This is a genomic window from Olivibacter sp. XZL3 (assembly GCF_004368405.1).
Lineage (GTDB): Bacteria > Bacteroidota > Bacteroidia > Sphingobacteriales > Sphingobacteriaceae > Olivibacter.
Genome location: NZ_SBJH01000067.1, coordinates 213,186 through 232,951, shown reverse-complemented (window position 1 = coordinate 232,951; position 19,766 = coordinate 213,186). Strand labels below are relative to the sequence as shown.

Annotated in this window: 15 protein-coding genes; 8 read left to right on the top strand and 7 right to left on the bottom strand. The window is 41.9% G+C overall.

What is annotated here, in order from left to right; genetic code table 11:
* Window positions 1-47: 47 nt before the first annotated feature.
* The 4 genes from EPX21_RS15640 to EPX21_RS15625 form a co-directional block, all read right to left on the bottom strand.
* The gene (locus EPX21_RS15640; RefSeq protein ID WP_134090631.1) at window positions 48-3,140 is read right to left on the bottom strand and encodes an efflux RND transporter permease subunit; all 3,093 of its coding nucleotides are present in this window, start codon (window positions 3,138-3,140) and stop codon (window positions 48-50) included.
* A gap of 45 nt (window positions 3,141-3,185) precedes the next feature.
* Window positions 3,186-4,286, bottom strand: coding sequence for an efflux RND transporter periplasmic adaptor subunit (locus EPX21_RS15635; protein WP_134090630.1), 1,101 nt, complete (start codon window positions 4,284-4,286; stop codon window positions 3,186-3,188).
* Window positions 4,287-4,311: 25 nt separating this feature from the next.
* On the bottom strand, window positions 4,312-5,604 hold the full coding sequence (locus tag EPX21_RS15630; protein ID WP_134090629.1) for a TolC family protein: 1,293 nt from the start codon (window positions 5,602-5,604) through the stop codon (window positions 4,312-4,314).
* A 71-nt stretch (window positions 5,605-5,675) separates the two neighbouring features.
* On the bottom strand, window positions 5,676-6,701 hold the full coding sequence (locus EPX21_RS15625; RefSeq protein WP_134090628.1) for a LacI family DNA-binding transcriptional regulator: 1,026 nt from the start codon (window positions 6,699-6,701) through the stop codon (window positions 5,676-5,678).
* 229 nt (window positions 6,702-6,930) lie between these two features.
* Here EPX21_RS15625 and EPX21_RS15620 point away from each other — a divergent pair, with 229 nt between their 5' ends.
* The 3 genes from EPX21_RS15620 (at window position 6,931) to EPX21_RS15610 (ending at window position 10,980) form a co-directional block, all read left to right on the top strand.
* A complete protein-coding gene (locus EPX21_RS15620; protein WP_134090627.1) occupies window positions 6,931-8,412 on the top strand; it encodes a xylulokinase in 1,482 nt (493 codons plus the stop codon).
* Between the two features lie 36 nt (window positions 8,413-8,448).
* Complete coding sequence (gene xylA / locus EPX21_RS15615) at window positions 8,449-9,777, top strand: xylose isomerase (RefSeq protein ID WP_134090626.1); 1,329 nt, start codon at window positions 8,449-8,451, stop codon at window positions 9,775-9,777.
* 150 nt (window positions 9,778-9,927) lie between these two features.
* Window positions 9,928-10,980: a sugar phosphate isomerase/epimerase gene (locus tag EPX21_RS15610; RefSeq protein ID WP_134090625.1), complete on the top strand. Its 1,053-nt coding sequence runs from the start codon at window positions 9,928-9,930 to the stop codon at window positions 10,978-10,980.
* Between the two features lie 46 nt (window positions 10,981-11,026).
* Here the strand turns inward: EPX21_RS15610 and EPX21_RS15605 are convergent, their stop codons facing one another.
* Together EPX21_RS15605 and EPX21_RS15600 are read right to left on the bottom strand one after the other, a co-directional pair.
* Entirely contained in the window at window positions 11,027-12,940 is a 1,914-nt protein-coding gene (locus EPX21_RS15605; protein ID WP_240768700.1) for a TonB-dependent siderophore receptor, read from the bottom strand.
* A 91-nt stretch (window positions 12,941-13,031) separates the two neighbouring features.
* A complete protein-coding gene (locus tag EPX21_RS15600; RefSeq protein WP_134090624.1) occupies window positions 13,032-13,982 on the bottom strand; it encodes a zinc dependent phospholipase C family protein in 951 nt (316 codons plus the stop codon).
* A gap of 103 nt (window positions 13,983-14,085) precedes the next feature.
* On the opposite strand from EPX21_RS15600, the gene rpsT reads away from it, so the two are divergent.
* Window positions 14,086-14,340, top strand: coding sequence for a 30S ribosomal protein S20 (rpsT, locus tag EPX21_RS15595; RefSeq protein ID WP_134090623.1), 255 nt, complete (start codon window positions 14,086-14,088; stop codon window positions 14,338-14,340).
* 55 nt (window positions 14,341-14,395) lie between these two features.
* On the opposite strand, the gene EPX21_RS15590 is transcribed toward rpsT, so the two are convergent.
* Complete coding sequence (locus EPX21_RS15590) at window positions 14,396-15,262, bottom strand: DUF1080 domain-containing protein (RefSeq protein WP_134090622.1); 867 nt, start codon at window positions 15,260-15,262, stop codon at window positions 14,396-14,398.
* Between the two features lie 370 nt (window positions 15,263-15,632).
* Here EPX21_RS15590 and radC point away from each other — a divergent pair, with 370 nt between their 5' ends.
* From radC to EPX21_RS15570, 4 genes are all read left to right on the top strand, one after another.
* Window positions 15,633-16,334 carry a DNA repair protein RadC gene (gene radC / locus EPX21_RS15585; RefSeq protein ID WP_134090621.1) on the top strand — a complete coding sequence of 234 codons (702 nt, stop codon included), beginning with the start codon at window positions 15,633-15,635 and terminating at the stop codon, window positions 16,332-16,334.
* Between the two features lie 201 nt (window positions 16,335-16,535).
* Window positions 16,536-18,935 carry a phenylalanine--tRNA ligase subunit beta gene (pheT, locus tag EPX21_RS15580; RefSeq protein WP_134090620.1) on the top strand — a complete coding sequence of 800 codons (2,400 nt, stop codon included), beginning with the start codon at window positions 16,536-16,538 and terminating at the stop codon, window positions 18,933-18,935.
* Window positions 18,936-18,960: 25 nt separating this feature from the next.
* Window positions 18,961-19,269: a hypothetical protein gene (locus EPX21_RS15575; protein WP_134090619.1), complete on the top strand. Its 309-nt coding sequence runs from the start codon at window positions 18,961-18,963 to the stop codon at window positions 19,267-19,269.
* A 36-nt stretch (window positions 19,270-19,305) separates the two neighbouring features.
* A complete protein-coding gene (locus tag EPX21_RS15570) occupies window positions 19,306-19,596 on the top strand; it encodes a cell division protein ZapA (RefSeq protein ID WP_134090618.1) in 291 nt (96 codons plus the stop codon).
* Window positions 19,597-19,766 lie beyond the last annotated feature (170 nt).

The window sequence follows — 19,766 nt, the reverse complement described above, 5'->3', positions numbered from 1 at the left end:
TAAGCCTGCGGCATTAGATATAAAGTATAGGTAGGGGTAAAAGATTTTTATTTGCGCTTCCTATACGCAAGATAAAAAATTTCAGGTAAAACAACGAGGCTCAACAGCATGCAGACGAGCAAACCTCCAACAATCATGATAGCTAGCGGTTTTTGTATTTCAGAACCCATACCTTGGGAAAGCGCCGCTGGTAAAAGGCCTAGAGATCCCATGACGGCAATCATAAAAACGGGCCTGATCCGCGCGTAAACCCCCTCTGAAATGGCTGCAGGCAAATCTTTACCTTTAATCAAATTACCTTTCATAACCGAAATAAGAATAATTCCGTCAATTGTTCCTACACCAAACAAAATGATGAAGCCTATTCCTGCGGAAATACCGAAGATGGTTCCCGTAAGCCACAGCGAGACAAATCCACCAATGAAAGCAAAAGGGATGGTTATTAAGGAAATGAGCGTGTCTTTTAAATTTCCAAAGTTAAGGTATAAAAGAAAGGCAATAAGCAACAAAGAAACGGGGACAATCACGGCTAATCTGCTTAATGCTCGTTGCTGATTTTCAAAGTCGCCGGCCCACTCCAATTGGTACGATGACGGTAAAGTAATCCGTTCTGCCACCTTTGTTTGTGCTTCCTTGATCGCTCCGCCGAGATCGCGGCCTCGGACTGAAAAGCCAATCGCAATATACCGGGAATTACCTTGCCTATAGATAAAAGCAGGTCCTGAATGGTAGCCTATATCTGCTATTTCATAAAGCGGAATTTTGGCATTATCGATAGATGGGACCAGAATGTTTCTGATCTGTTCTTCTGTATCCCGGAAGGGCTTGTCGTAGCGTATGCGAATATCAAACATTTTCTCCCCATCGTAATAGGTAGACGCCGCTTTACCGCCGATAGCCATTTCCACAACGGCCTGCGCATCGCGCATCGAGACACCATAGCGTGCCATTTTTGCTTCACTGAGTCTGATGCGTAATTCCGGCAGGCCGATATTTCTAAAAACCAAAAGGTCTTCGATGCCTTCTACCTGATTTAAGGTCATTGCAATGCTGTCGGCAATTTCTTCTAATTTATACAAGTCGTTTCCATACACTTTAGCGACCAAAGAACTCTTAACGCCGGCGACGTATTCTTCCACGTTGTCCATTATGGGTTGACTGAAACCAAAATTGATACCGGGATATACGTTCAGTTCAGCCTCTATTTCTTCTAAAAGTCTTTCTTTTGTGACGTTTTTTCGCCATTCCTCTTCATCTTTTAGCTGAACATGAAATTCAATATTGAAAAAACCGGTAGGATCAGTGCCGTCATTAGGCCTTCCCGTTTGGGTTAGCACAAACTTCACTTCCTGAAATTTTCTTAGTTTTTGTTTCATTTCTTTGGTTAGTCTCACCGACTCGTCTAAATTAATGCTGTTTGGCAGTGTAGCGCGTATGTAAATGGCTCCTTCGTTCAATTCTGGTATAAATTCGGTGCCTATTCTTGAAAAACCTACACAGCAAATGGTTAACAACGCAATAAAAAGAAATAAGGTGGCCTTGATGTGTCGATGTGCAAATTGATGTAAACGGAAGATTTTTTTTCGAAAAAATTCGGAAACAGGGTTATGTTTGTCTACTACATTTGTGTTTAATAAGAGCTTGCACATCGCCGGAACATAAGTAAGGCTCAGTAAGAGCGAACCCAACAGGGCATAGCCCAAGGTAAAAGCCAGCGGGGCGAACATTTTGCCTTCAACTTTCTGGAAAGTGAAGATCGGCATTAACGCAACGATTAATATTATCTGAGCAAAGAGTATGGATTTAGCCACTCCCTTAGCATTCCTCCTGATGATGCCACCTTTAGCAATGTTGTTAAAACGATCTATCCCAAGCGACCGTGCTTTGTTGTCGAGGCTGACATATACGTGCTCTACAATAACCATAGTCCCTTCTAAAAGTAAACCAAAATCAATGGCGCCGATAGAAATCAGATTAGCAGGTAAACTTTGTATTCTTAACATGAGGATGGCAAATAAAAAAGCCAATGGAATAACGGAGGCGACGATCAGCGTTGTGCGCCAATTGAATAAAAAGAGAAATATGACAACAGACACCAATACAACGCCCTCAATTAAATTGTGTGTAACGGTGTTTACTGTCTTTTCAACAAGGTCTGTGCGGTCATGAAACGCTTCTATTTTAATCCCTTTTGGTAGTATCCGTTCATTCAAATCGTGAATGCGGCCTTTTAATCGGTCAATAACTTCGCTTGGGTTCTCGTCCCGTAACATGACAACAATGCCTTCAATAAGATCATCCTTTTCATTTAATCCGGCTTGACCTAATCTGGGTTTACTACTTATTTCTACATCTGCGACATTTTTAACCAATATAGGAACGCCGTGTATATTTTTAATTAAAATATCCGCGATATCACTTACCTTATCGAGCAGGCCAACACCGCGCACTACATAAGCTTGATCGCCTCGTTGGATAACATCGCCTCCTACGTTAATATTGCTTTTTTCAACAGCATCGTAAACGTCCAATGCAGTTAAGTTGTAGTTTGCTAGCTCAGCAGGATTCACCCGGATTTCAAAAATTTTTTCTTCGCCTCCAAAGCTCACGATATCGGCTACGCCATCTACTGATAACAATTCCCGTTCGATAATCCAGCTTTGTAGAGCCGCTAATTCTCTTATGGGGATTTCCTTTTCGCTTTTGATTACGTATCGAAAAATTTCTCCCGTGGCACCGTAAGGCGGTTCTATTTCGGCTTCAGCTCCGTCTGGGAGGTTTACCGCATGTAACCGGTTTGCTGCATATTGCTGCGCATAAAAATCGTCAATTTCATCTTTAAAATTTACCGTGATAACCGACAGGCCGAAAAGCGAAATGGAGCGCACCTCTGTCTTGCCAGGTATTGTGTTCATCTCTTTGCTTATTGGCAAAGTCACGAACTTCTCTATTTCTTCGGCACTTCTTCCAGGCCATTGTGTGATTATACGCGCGCGGGTGTTTGTGACGTCTGGAAAAGCTTCTATAGGAGTTCGCTTATAGGCGTACAGCCCGGCTGCGATTAATAAAGCCACAAAAAAGAAAATAATTAGATGGTTTTTTAACGAAAAGCCAACTACTTTTTCTACTAGTTTAATCATTTTAAATAAGTGGGTTTTGGGAAGACGCTTAGAAAAAGCAAATCCTTATCTTTCAATTAACTTGTTATAGATCAATAAGCTGTTCGTAGTAATAATGCGGTCACCGTCAATAAGGTGGTCGTCTACAGCGTAATAGTACTTATTGTCTTCATAAATCGGCGTGAAATCCACTACCTCCAAATTACAGTCGTCTTTGTATTTAATGAGGTGATAGGCTTCATTATCAAATATGACGGATTTATGAGGGATCGCAATACTATTAATTTGACGGTCAAGGCGTACATCGATGGTTGCCATCATTTCTGGCCTAAGCAGAAGCTCTCGGTTATCAAGCTCGATAACGGCTTTCAGAACACGTTCATTCGGATCTAGCACATTAGAAAGGCGATTGATAATTCCCTGAAAACGTTTGTTGGGATATGCCGTTGTTTCAATGCTTACCGATTGACCTTTTTTTATTTTACTAATATTTCCGGTATATACATTGGCCTTCACCCAGACCTTACTTAAATCGCCTATCACAAATAACGGTTCTCCGCCGGTTTCAATTTGCTGCGCGTCAACTATATTCTTCTCGACAATATAACCTTCTTGTTTTGAGCGAATAACCAGTAAGCCTTTTTCAATATTGCCTCCCAAAATACTTAAGCTTGCTTTTATCTTCTTGATTTCAGCTTGGGCATAACTGACATCGGCTTGGGCTTCTAAAATTTCTTTATCTGATGCCACGCCATCGGCATATAAATTCTGGGTCGCGCTTAACTGCCGTTGGGCGATTTTTAATTTTAATTCTGCTTCATTTAAAGCTGCCACCATGCCGTTCAGGTCGGTACTACTTATCTCCAATAGTACTTGACCTTTTTTTACGTAATCGCCAAGCGTAAATCCGACATGTTGCACCACGCCGCTCAAAAGCGGCACAAACTTGTAAACCTGATCTTCGTTGTAACTGACGCTTCCGGTAAGTTTCAGTGTTTCTTTGTTTTCCATGCTTGCGCGAATGGTATCCGTGCTAATGATCTTTTTAACATTGTCGTCTAAGCAGACATTTTTCAAATCGCTTGCTTTCGGATTTTCCTTCTTGTTCGATTGGCATGAAGCGAAGCCTAAGGCGGCGAGCGAAATAAAGAGTAGTTTTTTTTTCATTTGAATGAATACTGAGTGTGTGCCTTTAAAAATCTTGTCCAACTAAATAGCTTAGTTCGCATTCTTTCAATTGAATGTCCCTTTTAACCTTGAAATACAACGATTTACTTTTTTTGAACGAATCAAAAAGGTCAATAAATTCGAGTAAACTGAGGTTGCGTTTAATTAGGTTATTTGCGATAGAGGATTGCATGTTTTCCAACTGCGCGAGGTAGCCAGGGTCAAAGCTTTTGTAAAGTTCGATGCTTTGGTTGATGTTTTTGTAAGCTTCCTCTAGTTGATTGTATAGAGCGCTTTTCTTTTCTTCTACTAGATATTCGTGCTTTTTAACTTCCAAAGAGGCTTGTTTGATATTGCCTTTGTTTCTGTCGAATATGGGCAAATCGAACGATAAACCGGCACCAAAGAAATTGAACATGGTCGACCCGTTACGGTCGTAGTTTAGATTGAAGGTCAGGTCTGGAATTCTCTTTGCTTTTTCCACCGCCAATGCAGATACCGAAACTTCCTTCAAATTATCGGCAACTTTAAGTTGACTGTTGTTGAGATCTATCAGTTGAACAAGTCGCGTAAAGGATAGCTTAGCCCATTTACGGATCGTTTCCGGTGTTTGATTCGTGTCGTTCAGCACAACGAATACCGGTCCGGGAACAGCCATCAGTGTTTTTAAATTCGACTCTAGCTGATTATGCTCTTCTTGCGCTTCCTTCAGTTCGTTGAAAAGTTCAATCTGAAGGGCTTTAAGGCGAAGGTAACTCGCTTGTGAAGTGTTTCCTGTCTGCAGCTGTGCTTCTTGCGCTTTTACCAGTCGGCTAATAATCTGCACTTGTCGCGCTAAGTCGGAGAAGGTTTCCTGATTATACAATACTTGCGCTAATAGGGTTCTGAACTCGACTTTTAATGATTGTAAGAAATCAATAAACGCGCTTTCTGCCAATTGCTTGTTGCTTACTTCAAGATTTATATTTCTTTTTCTCTTTTTCGCTGTTAAGATAAGTTGCTCAAGTTGGACGGTAAACTGTTGATTCCGGGCAAAATTTCCGAATATGGGGGGGATAGCTTCCGATGTTGAATTGCGGTTCAGATTGACTTCATCAATACCTAAATTGGGATTGGGCCATGCCTTGGCTTGTAATATCAACGCATCCGCTTGCTCAATATTCAGTCGTGCAGCTATTAATGATAAGTTGTTTTCTAGGAAAATCTGTTCTGCTTCTTTCGGAAGCAGTCGCAGGGTGTCCGTTTCCGTTTGCGCAGATGAACCGAAAACGAAAACGGCCGAAAAAATAAGAAAAAGAATAAGTGTCTTTGCAATCATCTTGTTTTTATAACGTTGCAAAGGTGTGCCGGAGCTAATTAGGAATACTTTATAAGTGTATTAGAGTTAGATTAGAGTTTTGGTCCTTTAGAACTAGCCCGAATAATTAACAAGGGATCTAATGTGATTTTCTTCGGAGCTGTTTTATAAAAACTTCCTTCTTGAAGCATAGCCAAAAACAGCTTAGCTGTTTCTTGTCCCATTAGATGGGTTTGCTGATCGATGGTCGAGAGCGAGGGAGTGACCAGACTACCAAAGGCTTCGTTGGCAAAGCCAATTACCCCCACTTCTTCCGGTATTTTTATCTGTTGTGCTTTTAATTGCTGAATTACTCCCATGGCGGTAAAGTCCTCTAAGGCAAAAATAGCATCAAAAAGAACGCCGCGGCTCGTCAGGTCTTTAACGCAATCTTTACCGAAATCGAGAGAAAGATTTCCTTTTAGGACTAAATCTTCATTAAAAGGGATATTGTGGGCCTTTAAGGCGTCCATATAGCCTCTTAAGCGCTCTTTGAAATTTGAGAGCTTTCTGGTTTCTGTAATATGTACGATTCTTCGGTATCCTGCCTGAATCAGGTGTTCGGTTGCCATATAGCCGCCTCTGTAATCATCTATAGTTACCGAGGGGGCATTTAATTCATGTAAGGCGCGATCGAAAAAGGTTAGCGGAATGTTTTTTGAAATGATCTCTTCGAATATCGTATTGTCGTCGCGATTAATGGCGATAGAGACGATAATGCCGTCAACACGCGAGTTGAGCAAGGTTTCGATACCTTTGTCTTCTTTCCTGTTTGATTCTTGTGACTGATATAAGAGGATTGAGTATCCATGTTGGTTCATGACCGATTCGATGCCATGGACAACCGAACTGAAAAAGCTAACGTCTAAAGAAGGAACCAGCACACCCACAATATTGCTTTTACCCGAGCGGAGCGAAGAAGCTATTTTATTCTTCCGATATCCCAGTCTTTCTGCAGTCTTTTTCACTGCTTCCTTTGTAGACTTACTAATTGCCGGATGATCGTTTAAGGCCCGTGCAACCGTGGAAAAAGTGATGTTTAGTTCCTTGGCAATATCCAATATTGTAACTTTCTTCATTCGGTATAATGTCTTAAATCAGCGCGCAGTGAAATGGATTTCAACAGGTGAAAGGCTCGTTCGTTATTATTCCCTTCGGTAGATTCGCAAGATAATTTACCAAACATAGAAAAATAAGCAAAAAATCCATAAAAAATATGGTAATAACAGCAGATGCCTATTGCAATTATCACCCCTAAGTTTTATTTTTATGCCAACGTTAGCATAACCAAAGTAAACTGGAGATTCAATGTTATTATTAGGAATAGATATTGGGACATCTGCTATTAAAGTGTCGGTAGTAGATGCAAATGATCAACGGTGTCTGGCCTCTTTTCGATACCCGGAAGAGGAAGAAACAGCAATTCTAGCTCCTCAAGTTGGGTGGGCAGAACAATCGCCTGACATGTGGTGGGAACATGTGCAACAAGCTGTTCTTGCGTTGAATAGTAAAAAGAAATATAATCCCCGCGACATTAAAGCCATTGGTATCGCTTACCAGATGCACGGACTTGTGATGGTGGATGAGGCATTCAATAACCTTCGTAACTCCATAATTTGGTGTGATAGCCGGGCGGTACCAATAGGCGAGAAAGCCTTTAAGAGCTTGGGAGAGGAGACCGCTCTCCGAACCTTATTGAACTCCCCCGGTAATTTTACAGCGTCAAAGTTGGCATGGATAAAAGAAAATGAGCCAGGAGTATATGAACGAATATATAAAGTGATGCTTCCTGGAGATTATATCGCTATGAAGCTTACGGGATCTATTACGACCAGCATTTCTGCGCTGTCTGAAGGAATATTCTGGGATTTTCAACATAATCGGGTTTCCACAGAGCTGTTGAACTATTTCGGTTTTCGGGATGATTTAATTCCCGAGATAAAGCCCTTGTTTCAGGAGCATGGCCGTTTGCGTAAAGAAATAGCAGATAAATTGGGGCTTAGTTCGGATATACCCGTTAGCTATAAGGCTGGCGACCAGCCCAACAATGCCTTGTCTCTGAATGTTCTAAAACCTGGGGAAGTAGCGGCCACTGCCGGTACCTCCGGAGTGATTTATGGTGTCAGCGATCAGCTTGTTTATGATCACTTGTCGAGAGTAAATACCTTTGCACATGTTAATTACACGGTCGATGATCCAAAACTTGGTGTTCTACTTTGTATCAATGGTACGGGGATTTTAAACCGATGGGTTAAAGAACAATTCGGAAAAGGGCTTGATTATGAAGAGATGAACAGATTAGCATCAACTGTTCCTTTAGGAAGTGAAGGGCTTAATATACTGCCGTTTGGAAATGGTGCAGAGCGCATGCTGGAAAATCGCCTATTAGGTGCACAGATCGCCAATCTGGACTTCAATAAGCACCATCGCCAACATATATTTCGTGCAAGCCAAGAGGGAATAGCGTTCGCCTTTCGGTACGGGCTCGATATTATGCGCGAGAATGGTATGTCGCCGTCTGTTATACGGGCAGGTAAGACTAATTTATTTCTAAGCGAGTTGTTTACTCAGGTTTTCGTGGATCTAACGGGTGTTCCCGTTGAACTTTATAATAACGACGGAAGTGTGGGAGCGGCGCTTGGAGCAGGAATTGGAGCCGGTATTTTCAAGACGCCGGAAGAAGCTTTTCAGTACGTCAAAGTCCTTAAAGTGATCGAGCCTATTTCAGGTGTTGCCTATGGGGATGCGTACGCACAGTGGCTGGAGTTGCTGAATAATCAGTTGAAATAAAATTCTATAGTTTACTAATTTATAAATAAATAACGTATGTCAATTATTATTGGAGAACACGAGTATTTTAAAGGAATTGGACGGATCGAATATGAAGGTCCCGAGAGCGACAACCCCTTAGCTTATCGTTGGTACGACCCGAATAGGCTAGTAAGAGGTAAAACCATGAAGGAGCATCTTCGTTTTGCAGTAGCCTACTGGCATTCATTTAATGGAACAGGCTCAGATCCATTCGGCGGGCCAACGCACTACTTTCCGTGGGACGAAAGTGGTGATGTGATTCAACGAGCGAAAGATAAGATGGATGCTGCATTTGAATTCTTTACCAAGATCGATATGCCATACTATTGCTTTCATGATGTAGACGTGGTGGACTATGGCGACGATGTGGTGGAAAACGAAAATCGCCTACAAACGTTAGTAGCTTATGCTAAGGAGAAGCAGCAGGCTAGCGGCGTAAAGCTGCTTTGGGGAACAGCTAACCTCTTTAGCCATAAACGCTACATGAACGGAGCGGCAACAAATCCCGACTTTCATGTAGTGGCACACGCCGGCGCACAAATTAAAGCTGCACTCGATGCTACCATTGCTTTGGGAGGAGAAAACTATGTGTTTTGGGGAGGAAGAGAAGGATATATGACCTTGCTAAATACGGATATGAAAAGAGAGCAGGAGCACTTGGCTAAGATGTTACACATTTCTAAGGATTATGCTCGATCGCAAGGTTTTACGGGTTCTTTCTTTATAGAGCCTAAGCCCTGTGAGCCTACTAAGCATCAATACGATTACGATGCTGCGACGGTTATCGGATTTTTACGCCAATACGATTTGCTCAATGATTTTAAATTAAACCTCGAGGTAAATCATGCTACTTTAGCGGGCCATACGTTTCAACATGAGCTTCAAGTTGCGGTGGACGCCGGTTTGCTGGGCTCCATTGACGCTAATCGCGGTGACTACCAAAACGGCTGGGATACCGATCAATTTCCGAACAATGTAAATGAATTGGTGGAATCGTTGTTGATCATTCTTGAAGCAGGAGGGTTCGGCGGCGGAGGTATCAACTTTGACGCCAAAATTAGAAGAAACTCGACCGATCCGGCTGATTTATTTTATGCACACATCGGTGGTGCCGACACTTTTGCGCGGGCACTGTTGGCTGCAGATAAAATTTTGGAAGTTTCCGATTATAAGAAGATAAGAGAAGAGCGCTATGCATCGTTCGACAATGGAGATGGTAAGGCTTATGAAGAAGGAAAGTTAGGGTTAACCGACCTCCGGGATTTAGCGGTTTCTCTTGGCGAACCGAAGGCAATCAGTGGAAAACAAGAATTTTTAGAAAATCTGATCAATCGCTATATTTAGTCAAAGCGGTCGAAAAAAGTTGCTCTTTTCGCCCGCTCTTTGGTCAGTTCAAGAATTTGTGATATATTCAGCCTGTAAACGGACACCTTTTTCAGGTGTTCGTTTACAGGAAAAGCCAATAAGATCGAATAAGTAAAAACGAAATCACGAATGAAAACAATCAAAGGACCCGGTATTTTTTTAGCACAGTTTATAGGCGAAAACCCTCCGTTTAATACACTAGATGCCATTTGTAAATGGGCAAAAGATTTAGGTTTCAAAGGGATACAGATTCCAACCTGGGCAAGCTCTTATTTTGATTTGCAGAAGGCGGCAGAGAGTAAAACCTACGCCGACGATATAAAGGGACTGGTAAACAGTCATGGGTTGGAAATTACAGAACTTTCTACACACTTGCAAGGTCAGCTAGTAGCTGTAAATCCAGCGTACGATAAACTGTTTGATGGTTTTGCGCCCGAAAGATATCACAACAATCCGAAGGCCCGTACGGAATGGGCTATTCAGCAACTTAAATATGCAGCAAAGGCTTCCCAACATCTGGGACTTACTGAACATGCCACGTTTAGCGGTGCCCTCTTATGGCATACGGTGTATCCTTGGCCCCAACGGCCGGCCGGTTTGGTAGAAGAGGGATTTAAAGAGTTGGCTAACCGCTGGTTGCCGATACTAAATGCCTTTGATGAAGCGGGCGTAGACTTATGTTACGAAATACATCCCGGTGAAGATCTACACGATGGGATTAGCTATGAGATGTTTCTTGATAAGGTAGATAACCATGTAAGAGCATGTCTTTTATACGATCCATCTCACTTTGTACTTCAATGCTTAGATTATTTAGCGTATATAGACCACTACCATGAGCGCATTAAAATGTTCCATGTAAAAGATGCAGAATTTAATCCAACGGGTAAGCAAGGTGTTTACGGCGGATATCAAGGATGGGTGGAACGTGCTGGGCGGTTTAGGTCCTTAGGAGATGGGCAGGTGGACTTCAAGTCTGTTTTTAGTAAACTTACCGCCTACGATTTCAGTGGATGGGCCGTAATGGAATGGGAATGTGCTTTAAAACATCCTGAAGACGGCGCAAAGGAAGGAGCTAAGTTTATCAGCGAACATATCATCCGCGTAACCGATAAGACGTTTGATGATTTTGCTTCTACAGGCGTTAACGAAAAACTGAACAAAGAGATACTGGGAATCTAGTTGGCGAGATACGGGCCTGAATTGCCCGTATCTTATTAATATTTGATTAAATGCTGCAATTAAAACCGAGATTAAACCACCGGCCGGGTAGCGGTATAGCAGACGCCTCAACGTAGGTAATGTCGAAAATATTATTAGCGTCTAAGAACAATCGGTAATCTTTCCACTTATAAGACATTTTTGCGTCCGTCAGGAAGTAATTTCTATAGTTTATTCTTTCTACAAAACGCTCTGATATGCTGAACGATATAGATTTTATGTTAAAGCTAAGCTGCGTTGCTAGCTGATGTCTTAGGCTTTCAATTGCATATTTGGATAAGACATTATCCTGACGAGAACTCGTCACCTTAGGATTGAGGTAGTTATAAGCCACGTTTAGATACCAATGCCTGCTCTCAGAATCGTTAAGCTGCCAGTTAGCGGTTACATTTATGCCGTGTACTTGGTTTTGCATGAAGTTGCTAGGACGCCAGCTCTCCTCGGTATTCCCTCTGGTCCAATCAATAAAATCATTGATTTTTCTGTAAAAATAACTGGCGCTTACGAAGCTTCGTTCACTGTTGTATTTCAGTCCGCCTTCAGCGTACCATGCATTCTCCGCAGTCAAATCGGGATTTCCTATATTTCCTCCACCACTGGTATATAGATCGGTAAAAGAAGGTATCCGCTGTCCCGAGCCGGTATTGATATAAAATCGCCACTGAGATGTCATTTTGTACCCCAGATCGAAGCCGGGATATACCTGCCAGCCGAAATGCGAATTGTAATTCGCGTAAGCACCCATATTAGCCGTCAACCGATCTGAAAAGTCCATCTTATATTCCGCATACATACCATAGTTGTTTCTTTGTCGATCGCCCATATTGGTACTGATCAAAAACTCGTTTCTTAACTCCAGCCCTAACCCCAGCAGCCCCTTGCCGGTATTGTAAGTCGTATTCAGTTCGGTGTTAAGCACATGGGAGTGATGCAGGTTCCGGAATAGGCTGAGGTCATATTGATTGTAGCGATAATCGTCATAGTTATACCGATAACTCACACGGGGCGCGAACGTCCAACTGCCAGTGCCGTTGCCAGTGAAACCGAGTGAAAAAAGGGCGGTCTGCACAATTTCCTTCGCTTCTTTATCATTTGGCGGTGCATAATAAGCGTTGGCGCCGAATCTATTGTAGGTGTAGCCCCCCATTAAATTCCAAAGTCCTTCATGATTATTCTTTATTTTTCCTTGATAGAAGAGCTTACTGTTGTTATATGCCGTATTATAACGGTATCCGTTACCGGCATCATGACTTCCGTATAACAGATGCGTGGATACGCCGGCGGTTATTCCAGCGCCTAATTGTAAACTACGACCGTTGTATACGCCATTTCCGTCTTCTTTGTCTTTAAAACTCGAAGACACTTGTGCGCTCCCTTCATAAAAATTAGTGTTGGGCGTTCGCGTTACGATATTAATAGCACCCGTTAAGCTGTTGATGCCGTAAATACGGGCGGCAGGTCCTCGGATGACTTCTATCCGTTCTATAGCAGCAATTGGGATAGGAATATTCATAGAATGATGGGCGGTTTGCGGATCGTTGACTTTGATGCCGTTCACAAGAATCATTGTCTGCTCGAAGGTGCCGCCATCAATGCTAACATCAGCCTGTGTTCCCCACGGGCCCCGCTGCCGAACGTCTACACCGGGAATAAAGCTGAGTAATTCGCTCACGGATTTAGCGGGTAAGTTTCTTATCTGTTCTTTTGTTAGTATATTTATATTTCTATTTTGTTCCGAAAAGGGAGTTTGCAGACGATTTTCACTGACAATCACTTCATTTAATGATGTGATTAATGAGTCTTGTGGTAAGGAAGAAGCCGACAATTGGGCAAAGACGGAACGGCAAGTGAAAAAATAAAAGATGGAAAGCGTGAAAACGCTTATTATAGCTGGATATTTTGTGTTGTAAATATTTCGCATAGCTTTAACTGTTTAGAAATTGATGCAAAATAAACAGCTATAAAATTAGTTTAGATAGTCCGGTTTAAAGATTAAAGGTAGTCCGGCTATTTTAATGCCATTCTTCTCTGCCCAGTGTTTTTCCATTATCTGGGACGCTATCTGTCTTCAACTCGACCATAGGAGTCGCTTTAATTAGACGGTCCAGAGGAGGTTGTCCAGCATCTACCCAAGCGGAATACCATAGGCTGCCGGTCATTAAGATTGATTTTCTCATTTGTTTTTCAACCATTCCATTCAACAATTGATGGTAGGCGCTAGCATAGGAGCGTGTGTATACTCTATCAAATGTGCGTAAACGGCTTTCATACGTGTATTTCTTATAGGGCGGGTGTTGATCGTTCAGTGCCGATTCCATTGCCAGTACACTGTCAACTAAGGAAAAGCTCTCCTTGACTATTTTCCAAGCTTCCTCCAGGGGGTCTGAGATATATCGGGCAGGTCCCACGATAAAGTCGTACTCTGTGGCAAACAATTCGGGAAGCCTGCTTTCCCAAAAGGCATGTATTCCTACCTGATTCGTAAGCTGCCCATTATAATTCTGCGTTGTATGGAGCGGCACATGGGCATCGGCTACATAATGCCCTAAATCCGCAGAGTACCTTAAAATTTTCAGAAGCGCTCTTTCAGCAAACGCATCGGTCAAAAGACGGTAGGTGCGGTTGATTTGCCACGGGACAATACCGCGCTTATAAAGCGTATCCTCCGTGTACTTCAATACAGCGTCGTTCCAGAATTTGGGTAAACTGTCCAAAAAATGGCTTTCGTAAGCGTCTATATCAATATAGTGCCGCGGGGCTTCATATTCGTTGGCATACCTTCTTTTGTCGGCATCTACTGCATGTTCACTTAAATATAAAAGGTGCTTTTTATAGAAGGGGGCCAATTGCCCGGGCAACGTAGCCACAGCTAAACGATTAATTTCTTTGTGGGCATAGAAGCCCCAGGAACAAAAGACAGATATCGCTGCACAAGCTAACAAAAACCATATGATACGATTCATTATAAGATTCGTTTTGAAGCCTTTTTTTAAAATTTTTGTAATATCCAAATCTTAATTCTATATTTGCAGTCCGAAAAAAACATTAAGGATAAAAGGCTAAAAAATGGCAAACCATAAATCTTCAATTAAAAGAATTAGAGCTAACGCTGCGAAGCGCTTAAGAAATCGTTACCAAGCAAAAACAACCCGTAACGCTATTAAAAAATTACGTGCAACAACTTCAAAAGAAGAAGCTGCTACTTTATTGCCCCGTGTGGTATCTATGTTAGACCGTTTAGCAAAGAAGAACGTAATTCATAAAAACAAAGCATCTAATAATAAGGCTAAGCTTACGAAGTTCGTCAACGGTTTGGCTTAGTAATATATTAGTTTAAGATATTTTGGGGTTGAGGTTTTTTCCACAACCCCTTTTGTTATTTCGTGTCTCTGTCACGAATTTCCCTTAATACGCCGTCCAATTTTTTTGGATCTTTTGCATAGGATGCTAGGTCGATAATAGCAACTTTTCTAAACTCTACGGGGTGACTTTCACTTTGAAGCGAGAAGTAGCCGCTACTTAACAATTTTCCGTCTTGTTTTACCTGAGGGTCGTAATTGCTTACCCCGCCGCCATTTATGGTTGGTTTGGTGTAAACCATCACGGTGTCGCGATTTATGATATGCTTAATGATGGAATCGCCAAGTACCAACACGTCTGCAGTAACCCATTGATCTCCGGCATAAGTCTTAGAATTTGAATTTAAACAATGTGGGGTGAACTGTTCATCTTTATAAACCACCTCCGTGCCTGGTGTACATAAATTTCCGGTACTCCTTTCTTCTTTTTCGTTTCCGCCAAGAAGTTGAGCTTCGAGGGAAATGGGAAAGTCTTGGTCTTTTAACATCGTGTGCGGTTCCTGCCCATGTAGCATAATCCCACTATTTCTCCAGGCCCAACCTTCACCACCTCTGGCTTGTTCGCCTACAAATCTATATTCAACCCTCAAGAGGTAATAAGAATAGGGCTTGTTATAAAAAATGTGTCCATATTGTTGGTCAAACTGCTCGTAGCCTTCGTAGCCTACTTTAATAACGCTGTCTTCGACCCGAAAAGTGTTGGCAAAGTTCTCGCCTACCTCGTGTTTGGCTATTTTGATAGTCCAATCGTTTAAATCTTTTCCGTTAAATAATTCAACCCAAGACGGGGCTTCTACTTTGGTTTCTTTTGATTGAGTGGATTGGCATGCTGATAAAGATCCTCCTATCAATGCACACATCCCTAGTTGTAGTAGTTTGTTCATTGCCTATAATTGTGTAAATTAAGGCCTAAAATAGTAAATTTAGGGCGAATTTGCTACTACAAGATTTAAGTTTTAGCCACCGGCGGTCAGCTATTGGCTTTATGTTCGTTTTATGGAACTGAAAGCCGATATCCGAACGTCGAGTGCTGCCGGACGCAGGAAAGGATTCGCGGCAGAGGGGTAGTTTTAAGTATATAAGTTGTAATAAGCGCCTGTGCCACTGCAGCTGCTCGTACCGTTCATGCCAGCAAAACTTTCCTTTTCTAAAGGCAAAATTCCTAAAATCGTGGAAATTCTGGCTGAAATTTAGTATATTAGGAGTGTAAATTCACTGAACCTCAAATTCTTTTTTACCATAAAAGTTGAAATTATGCAAGAAACCTACACCAAAAGAATGCGTCTAAAACAGTGGGCACAACAGGATAGGCCAAGAGAGAAGTTGTTGTTAAATGGGCGTCGTTTACTGACTGATGCGGAATTGATTGCCATATTAATTGGCAGCGGGTCAAACGAGGAAACTGCCGTTGAGCTCAGTAAACGAATTTTAAATGATGTAGGAAATAATTTAAGCGATTTAGCGCGATTGACACTTGCGGATTTGTGTAACTATAAGGGAATCGGAGAGGCGAAGGCGATCGCCATCATCGCTGCATTAGAATTAGGGCGGCGGAGAAAGGTGGATACATTGGTAGTAAAACCTCAAATACTGAGTAGTGAAGACGCTTATAAGTTATTACAGCCGGTTTACGCCGATTTAGGGCATGAAGAGTTCTGGATTCTCTTGTTGAGTACGAATAACCGGGTAATAGGAAAGGAACTGATAAGTAAAGGAGGGAGTGGGGTGGTGGCTGTGGATGCGAAGGGAGTTTTTCAATCCGTGTTGCAAGCGAAGGCAACGGGCCTCATTTTAAGTCATAATCACCCTTCCGGTTCTTTAAAACCCAGTATGGCAGATAAGAACTTAACAGAGAAGATTGTTGAGGGAGGGAAGCTGCTTGATGTCAGGGTGCTGGACCATCTAATCATTTCAGATGAGGGATATTACAGCTTTTTAGATCATGGAGATATTTGATATTTTGTGATCTATCTCATTTCAAACTACAATAAAAATAAAAAATATGCTAAGTTTGCAACAATTTTTAACGTTGCGGTTTTAGCTTGAGTGATGTTGCAAAATGGCCTGGTATTGTTTTCTGCTGTACAAGTCTATCTGTTGTAATAAGCGAAGCGGTAACGTTTAAAAACTAGAAGACGAAGAATATAGACTATTTGCATGAAGATATCTTACAGCTGGCTTAAACAATTTATATCTACCGATAAAAATCCGAACGAGCTCTCGCAAATATTGACCGATATCGGTCTGGAGGTCGAGGGAATCGAAGAAATCCAAAGTGTGCCCGGAGGTTTGGAAGGTTTGGTGATAGGAGAAGTGAAGACTTGTGAACAACATCCTAACGCCGATCGGCTGCGCGTTACAACGGTTGACGTTGGAAGCGTAGACTTATTGCAGATAGTTTGTGGCGCTCCTAACGTCGCTGGCGGACAAAAAGTGGTAGTAGCTACTGTCGGTACTACGGTTTATCCCTTAAAAGGTGCGCCTTTTAAGATTAATAAATCGAAAATCAGAGGCGAGGTTTCGGAAGGGATGATCTGTGCAGAAGACGAAATAGGTCTGGGTACTTCCCACGAGGGCATTATGGTACTGCCAGCAGAGGCGCCCATCGGTGCATCGGCTAAAGATTTCTTTCAGATAAAAGAAGACTACTGCCTCGAAATCGGCTTAACACCAAACCGAGCGGATGCCGCTTCGCACTTAGGAGTCGCTAGAGACCTTGCTGCTTATCTCAGACAAGAAATCCTAATCCCCAATGTCGGCTCGTTTGTGGAAGGCGCAGGACAACTGGTGTCTGTTACCGTTGATAATAAAGATGCGTGCAAACGCTATTCGTCGCTAAGTATTAGTGGAGTAAAAGTTGCTGCCTCCCCTGAGTGGTTGCAAGAGAAGTTGAAGGCGATTGGTGTGAGACCCATTAACAATATTGTTGACGTTACGAATTACGTTCTCCATGAGTTAGGGCAGCCCTTGCACGCGTTCGATGCTGATACAATCAAAGGCAATCACATTATTGTTCGCAATGCGCAGGAAGGTGAGCCTTTCGTGACCCTGGATGAGGTAGAGCGTAAGCTTTCCGCACAAGACCTAATGATCTGCGACGAAGAAAAGCCGTTGTGTATAGCGGGCGTGTTTGGAGGACTGAATTCGGGCGTTACGGAGACAACGGTTAATGTATTTTTAGAAAGCGCTTATTTTGACGCTGTATCGGTTAGGAAATCGTCGAAGCGACACAATCTGAAAACAGATGCGTCTTTCCGATTTGAACGTGGCACCGATCCCGATATCACGGTATACGCTCTTAAACGTGCTGCTTTGCTGATTCTCGAAGTGGCAGGGGGACAAATATCTTCTGAAATATCAGATCTTTATCCGGAGCCGGTAAAACCTTTTGTTTTTGAGATAAACACGTCTAACGTTAGACGCTTGATCGGTAAGGATATCTCGGATGAGGAAATTATCGATATTATAAAAGCTTTAGGCATCCATGTACAAGAGAAAGGATCAGGTGTATGGCAGGTAGCAGTGCCGCCCTACAGAGTAGATGTGACGCGCGAGGTCGATATCATTGAAGAAGTTTTGCGGATTTACGGCTATAACAATATTGAGATGAAGCAGCAAATTAAGGCTTCGTTAAATACGTCCGCCAAACCCGACAAAGAAGTTATTCAGAACCTAGTGGCAGAAATGTTGATAGCGAATGGTTTCATTGAGGTTTTATCCAATTCGCTAACTAAGCTCGATTACGTCAATAATGAGAATACAGCTGTTAAAATATTGAACCCTTTGAGCAGCGATTTAGATGTGATGCGGCAAAATTTATTGTTTTCGGCCTTAGAGGCAGTAGCGTACAACCAAAAACGTAGGAATGCCAACTTGAAGTTGTTCGAGTTTGGTAAAACGTACCATATTATAGACGGCGTATATGAAGAAGAACAGCAGCTGAGTTTAGCGATAACCGGGGCGCAGCAAGCTCCCCAATGGAATCAAAACGCTCAGCCGGTTTCATTTTATCATATAAAAGCCGCGGTGGATGCCTTGGTCAAGCGGTTAAATATCCGCGATCTTAAAATGGAAGAAGTGGAAGGAAGTCACTTTTCATATGGACTGCAATATGTTAAAGGACAGAAAGTTTTTGTGAAATTCGGTGCGGTTTCAACGGACGCGTTGAAGAAGGCAGACGTAAACGGTAGCGTATATTACGCTGTGTTCAGTTGGGACGTATTATTAAAAGCTATCAGAAAAAATAAGATCACTTACAAGGAAGTCGCCAAGTTTCCTGCCGTGAAACGCGACTTGTCATTGTTGATCGATCAGCAGGTCTCTTTCGCTACCTTAAAAAATATAGCGGAGCGGACAGAACGCAAACTGTTAAAATCTGTCAATGTTTTTGACGTTTATGTAGGCGATAAATTGCCGCCAAATAAGAAATCTTATGCGCTAAGCTTTGAACTGCAAGATGAAGGAAAAACCTTAACAGATAAACAAATTGATTCGGTGATACAAAAATTAATACTTAACTTTGAAAAAGAAGTAGGTGCCGAGATCAGAAAGGGTTAAGAGCTTATTAAAACGCTAGATAGAGATGTCAACAGTTTCAGCGCAATTAGATAATGTGGTCGAGAAAACGGCAAAACTGATTGAATTATGTTTATCTTTACAGGAAGAAAACGATATGCTTAAGTTAGAGAACCAGTCGATTAAGGTGGCGTTCGAGACTTGTAAAGACAAAAATAAAGACCTGGAAGAGAAGCTTAAAGCATTGACAGTTGCACGTTCCTTGGAAGGTACTGCGGTAAAAAGTGAAGTTTTAAGTGAAAAAACTCTTGACATCAAGCAAAAAATTAACGATTTTGTGCGGGAAATAGATAAATGTATTGAGTTACTGAAATAGAGTAACCCAGGTTATATAGTGAATCAAGCTCATTCTATGGGAGATATTTCCATAAAAATAAATATTGCAGATCGGATATATCCTTTACGGATAGAGATGGAGGAAGAAGAGATTATCCGTCATGCAGCGAAATTAATTAACGACCGTATTAAAGATCTACAAGAGAATTATGCGGTAAGGGATAAGCAAGATTTGCTTTCAATGGCTGTATTGCATTATGCTACTGCAGCTTTGAAGGCAGAAAAGCGGGTAAGGGATGAGGATACAAGCGTATCTGATAAGGTTTACCAGTTAGATCAATTGCTATCGGAGTTTTTTAAGGATTGATTCGTTCTTTTGAAATATAGAGCTATAAAGAATAACCGCAGTTCATTCGGGTTTCACTATTTTTAAACTTAACACTTCAATATAAAGAAGCGTAAATAGACATACTCCATTTTGCTTTTGCCATCTGGAGACAGTTAGTACGCTAAGCCTGTATATAGAAGTTTAAAATA

Excerpts from the sequence above, each read along its gene's own strand:
- EPX21_RS15590 (WP_134090622.1), bottom strand. The coding sequence starts at position 15,262 with ATGAACAAACTACTACAACTAGGGATGTGTGCATTGATAGGAGGATCT.
- EPX21_RS15630 (WP_134090629.1), bottom strand. The coding sequence starts at position 5,604 with ATGATTGCAAAGACACTTATTCTTTTTCTTATTTTTTCGGCCGTTTTC.
- EPX21_RS15640 (WP_134090631.1), bottom strand. The coding sequence starts at position 3,140 with ATGATTAAACTAGTAGAAAAAGTAGTTGGCTTTTCGTTAAAAAACCAT.
- rpsT (WP_134090623.1), top strand. The coding sequence starts at position 14,086 with ATGGCAAACCATAAATCTTCAATTAAAAGAATTAGAGCTAACGCTGCG.
- EPX21_RS15575 (WP_134090619.1), top strand. The coding sequence starts at position 18,961 with ATGTCAACAGTTTCAGCGCAATTAGATAATGTGGTCGAGAAAACGGCA.
- EPX21_RS15620 (WP_134090627.1), top strand. The coding sequence starts at position 6,931 with ATGTTATTATTAGGAATAGATATTGGGACATCTGCTATTAAAGTGTCG.
- xylA (WP_134090626.1), top strand. The coding sequence starts at position 8,449 with ATGTCAATTATTATTGGAGAACACGAGTATTTTAAAGGAATTGGACGG.
- EPX21_RS15605 (WP_240768700.1), bottom strand. The coding sequence starts at position 12,940 with ATGCGAAATATTTACAACACAAAATATCCAGCTATAATAAGCGTTTTC.
- EPX21_RS15610 (WP_134090625.1), top strand. The coding sequence starts at position 9,928 with ATGAAAACAATCAAAGGACCCGGTATTTTTTTAGCACAGTTTATAGGC.
- EPX21_RS15625 (WP_134090628.1), bottom strand. The coding sequence starts at position 6,701 with ATGAAGAAAGTTACAATATTGGATATTGCCAAGGAACTAAACATCACT.
- EPX21_RS15635 (WP_134090630.1), bottom strand. The coding sequence starts at position 4,286 with ATGAAAAAAAAACTACTCTTTATTTCGCTCGCCGCCTTAGGCTTCGCT.
- radC (WP_134090621.1), top strand. The coding sequence starts at position 15,633 with ATGCAAGAAACCTACACCAAAAGAATGCGTCTAAAACAGTGGGCACAA.
- EPX21_RS15570 (WP_134090618.1), top strand. The coding sequence starts at position 19,306 with ATGGGAGATATTTCCATAAAAATAAATATTGCAGATCGGATATATCCT.
- pheT (WP_134090620.1), top strand. The coding sequence starts at position 16,536 with ATGAAGATATCTTACAGCTGGCTTAAACAATTTATATCTACCGATAAA.
- EPX21_RS15600 (WP_134090624.1), bottom strand. The coding sequence starts at position 13,982 with ATGAATCGTATCATATGGTTTTTGTTAGCTTGTGCAGCGATATCTGTC.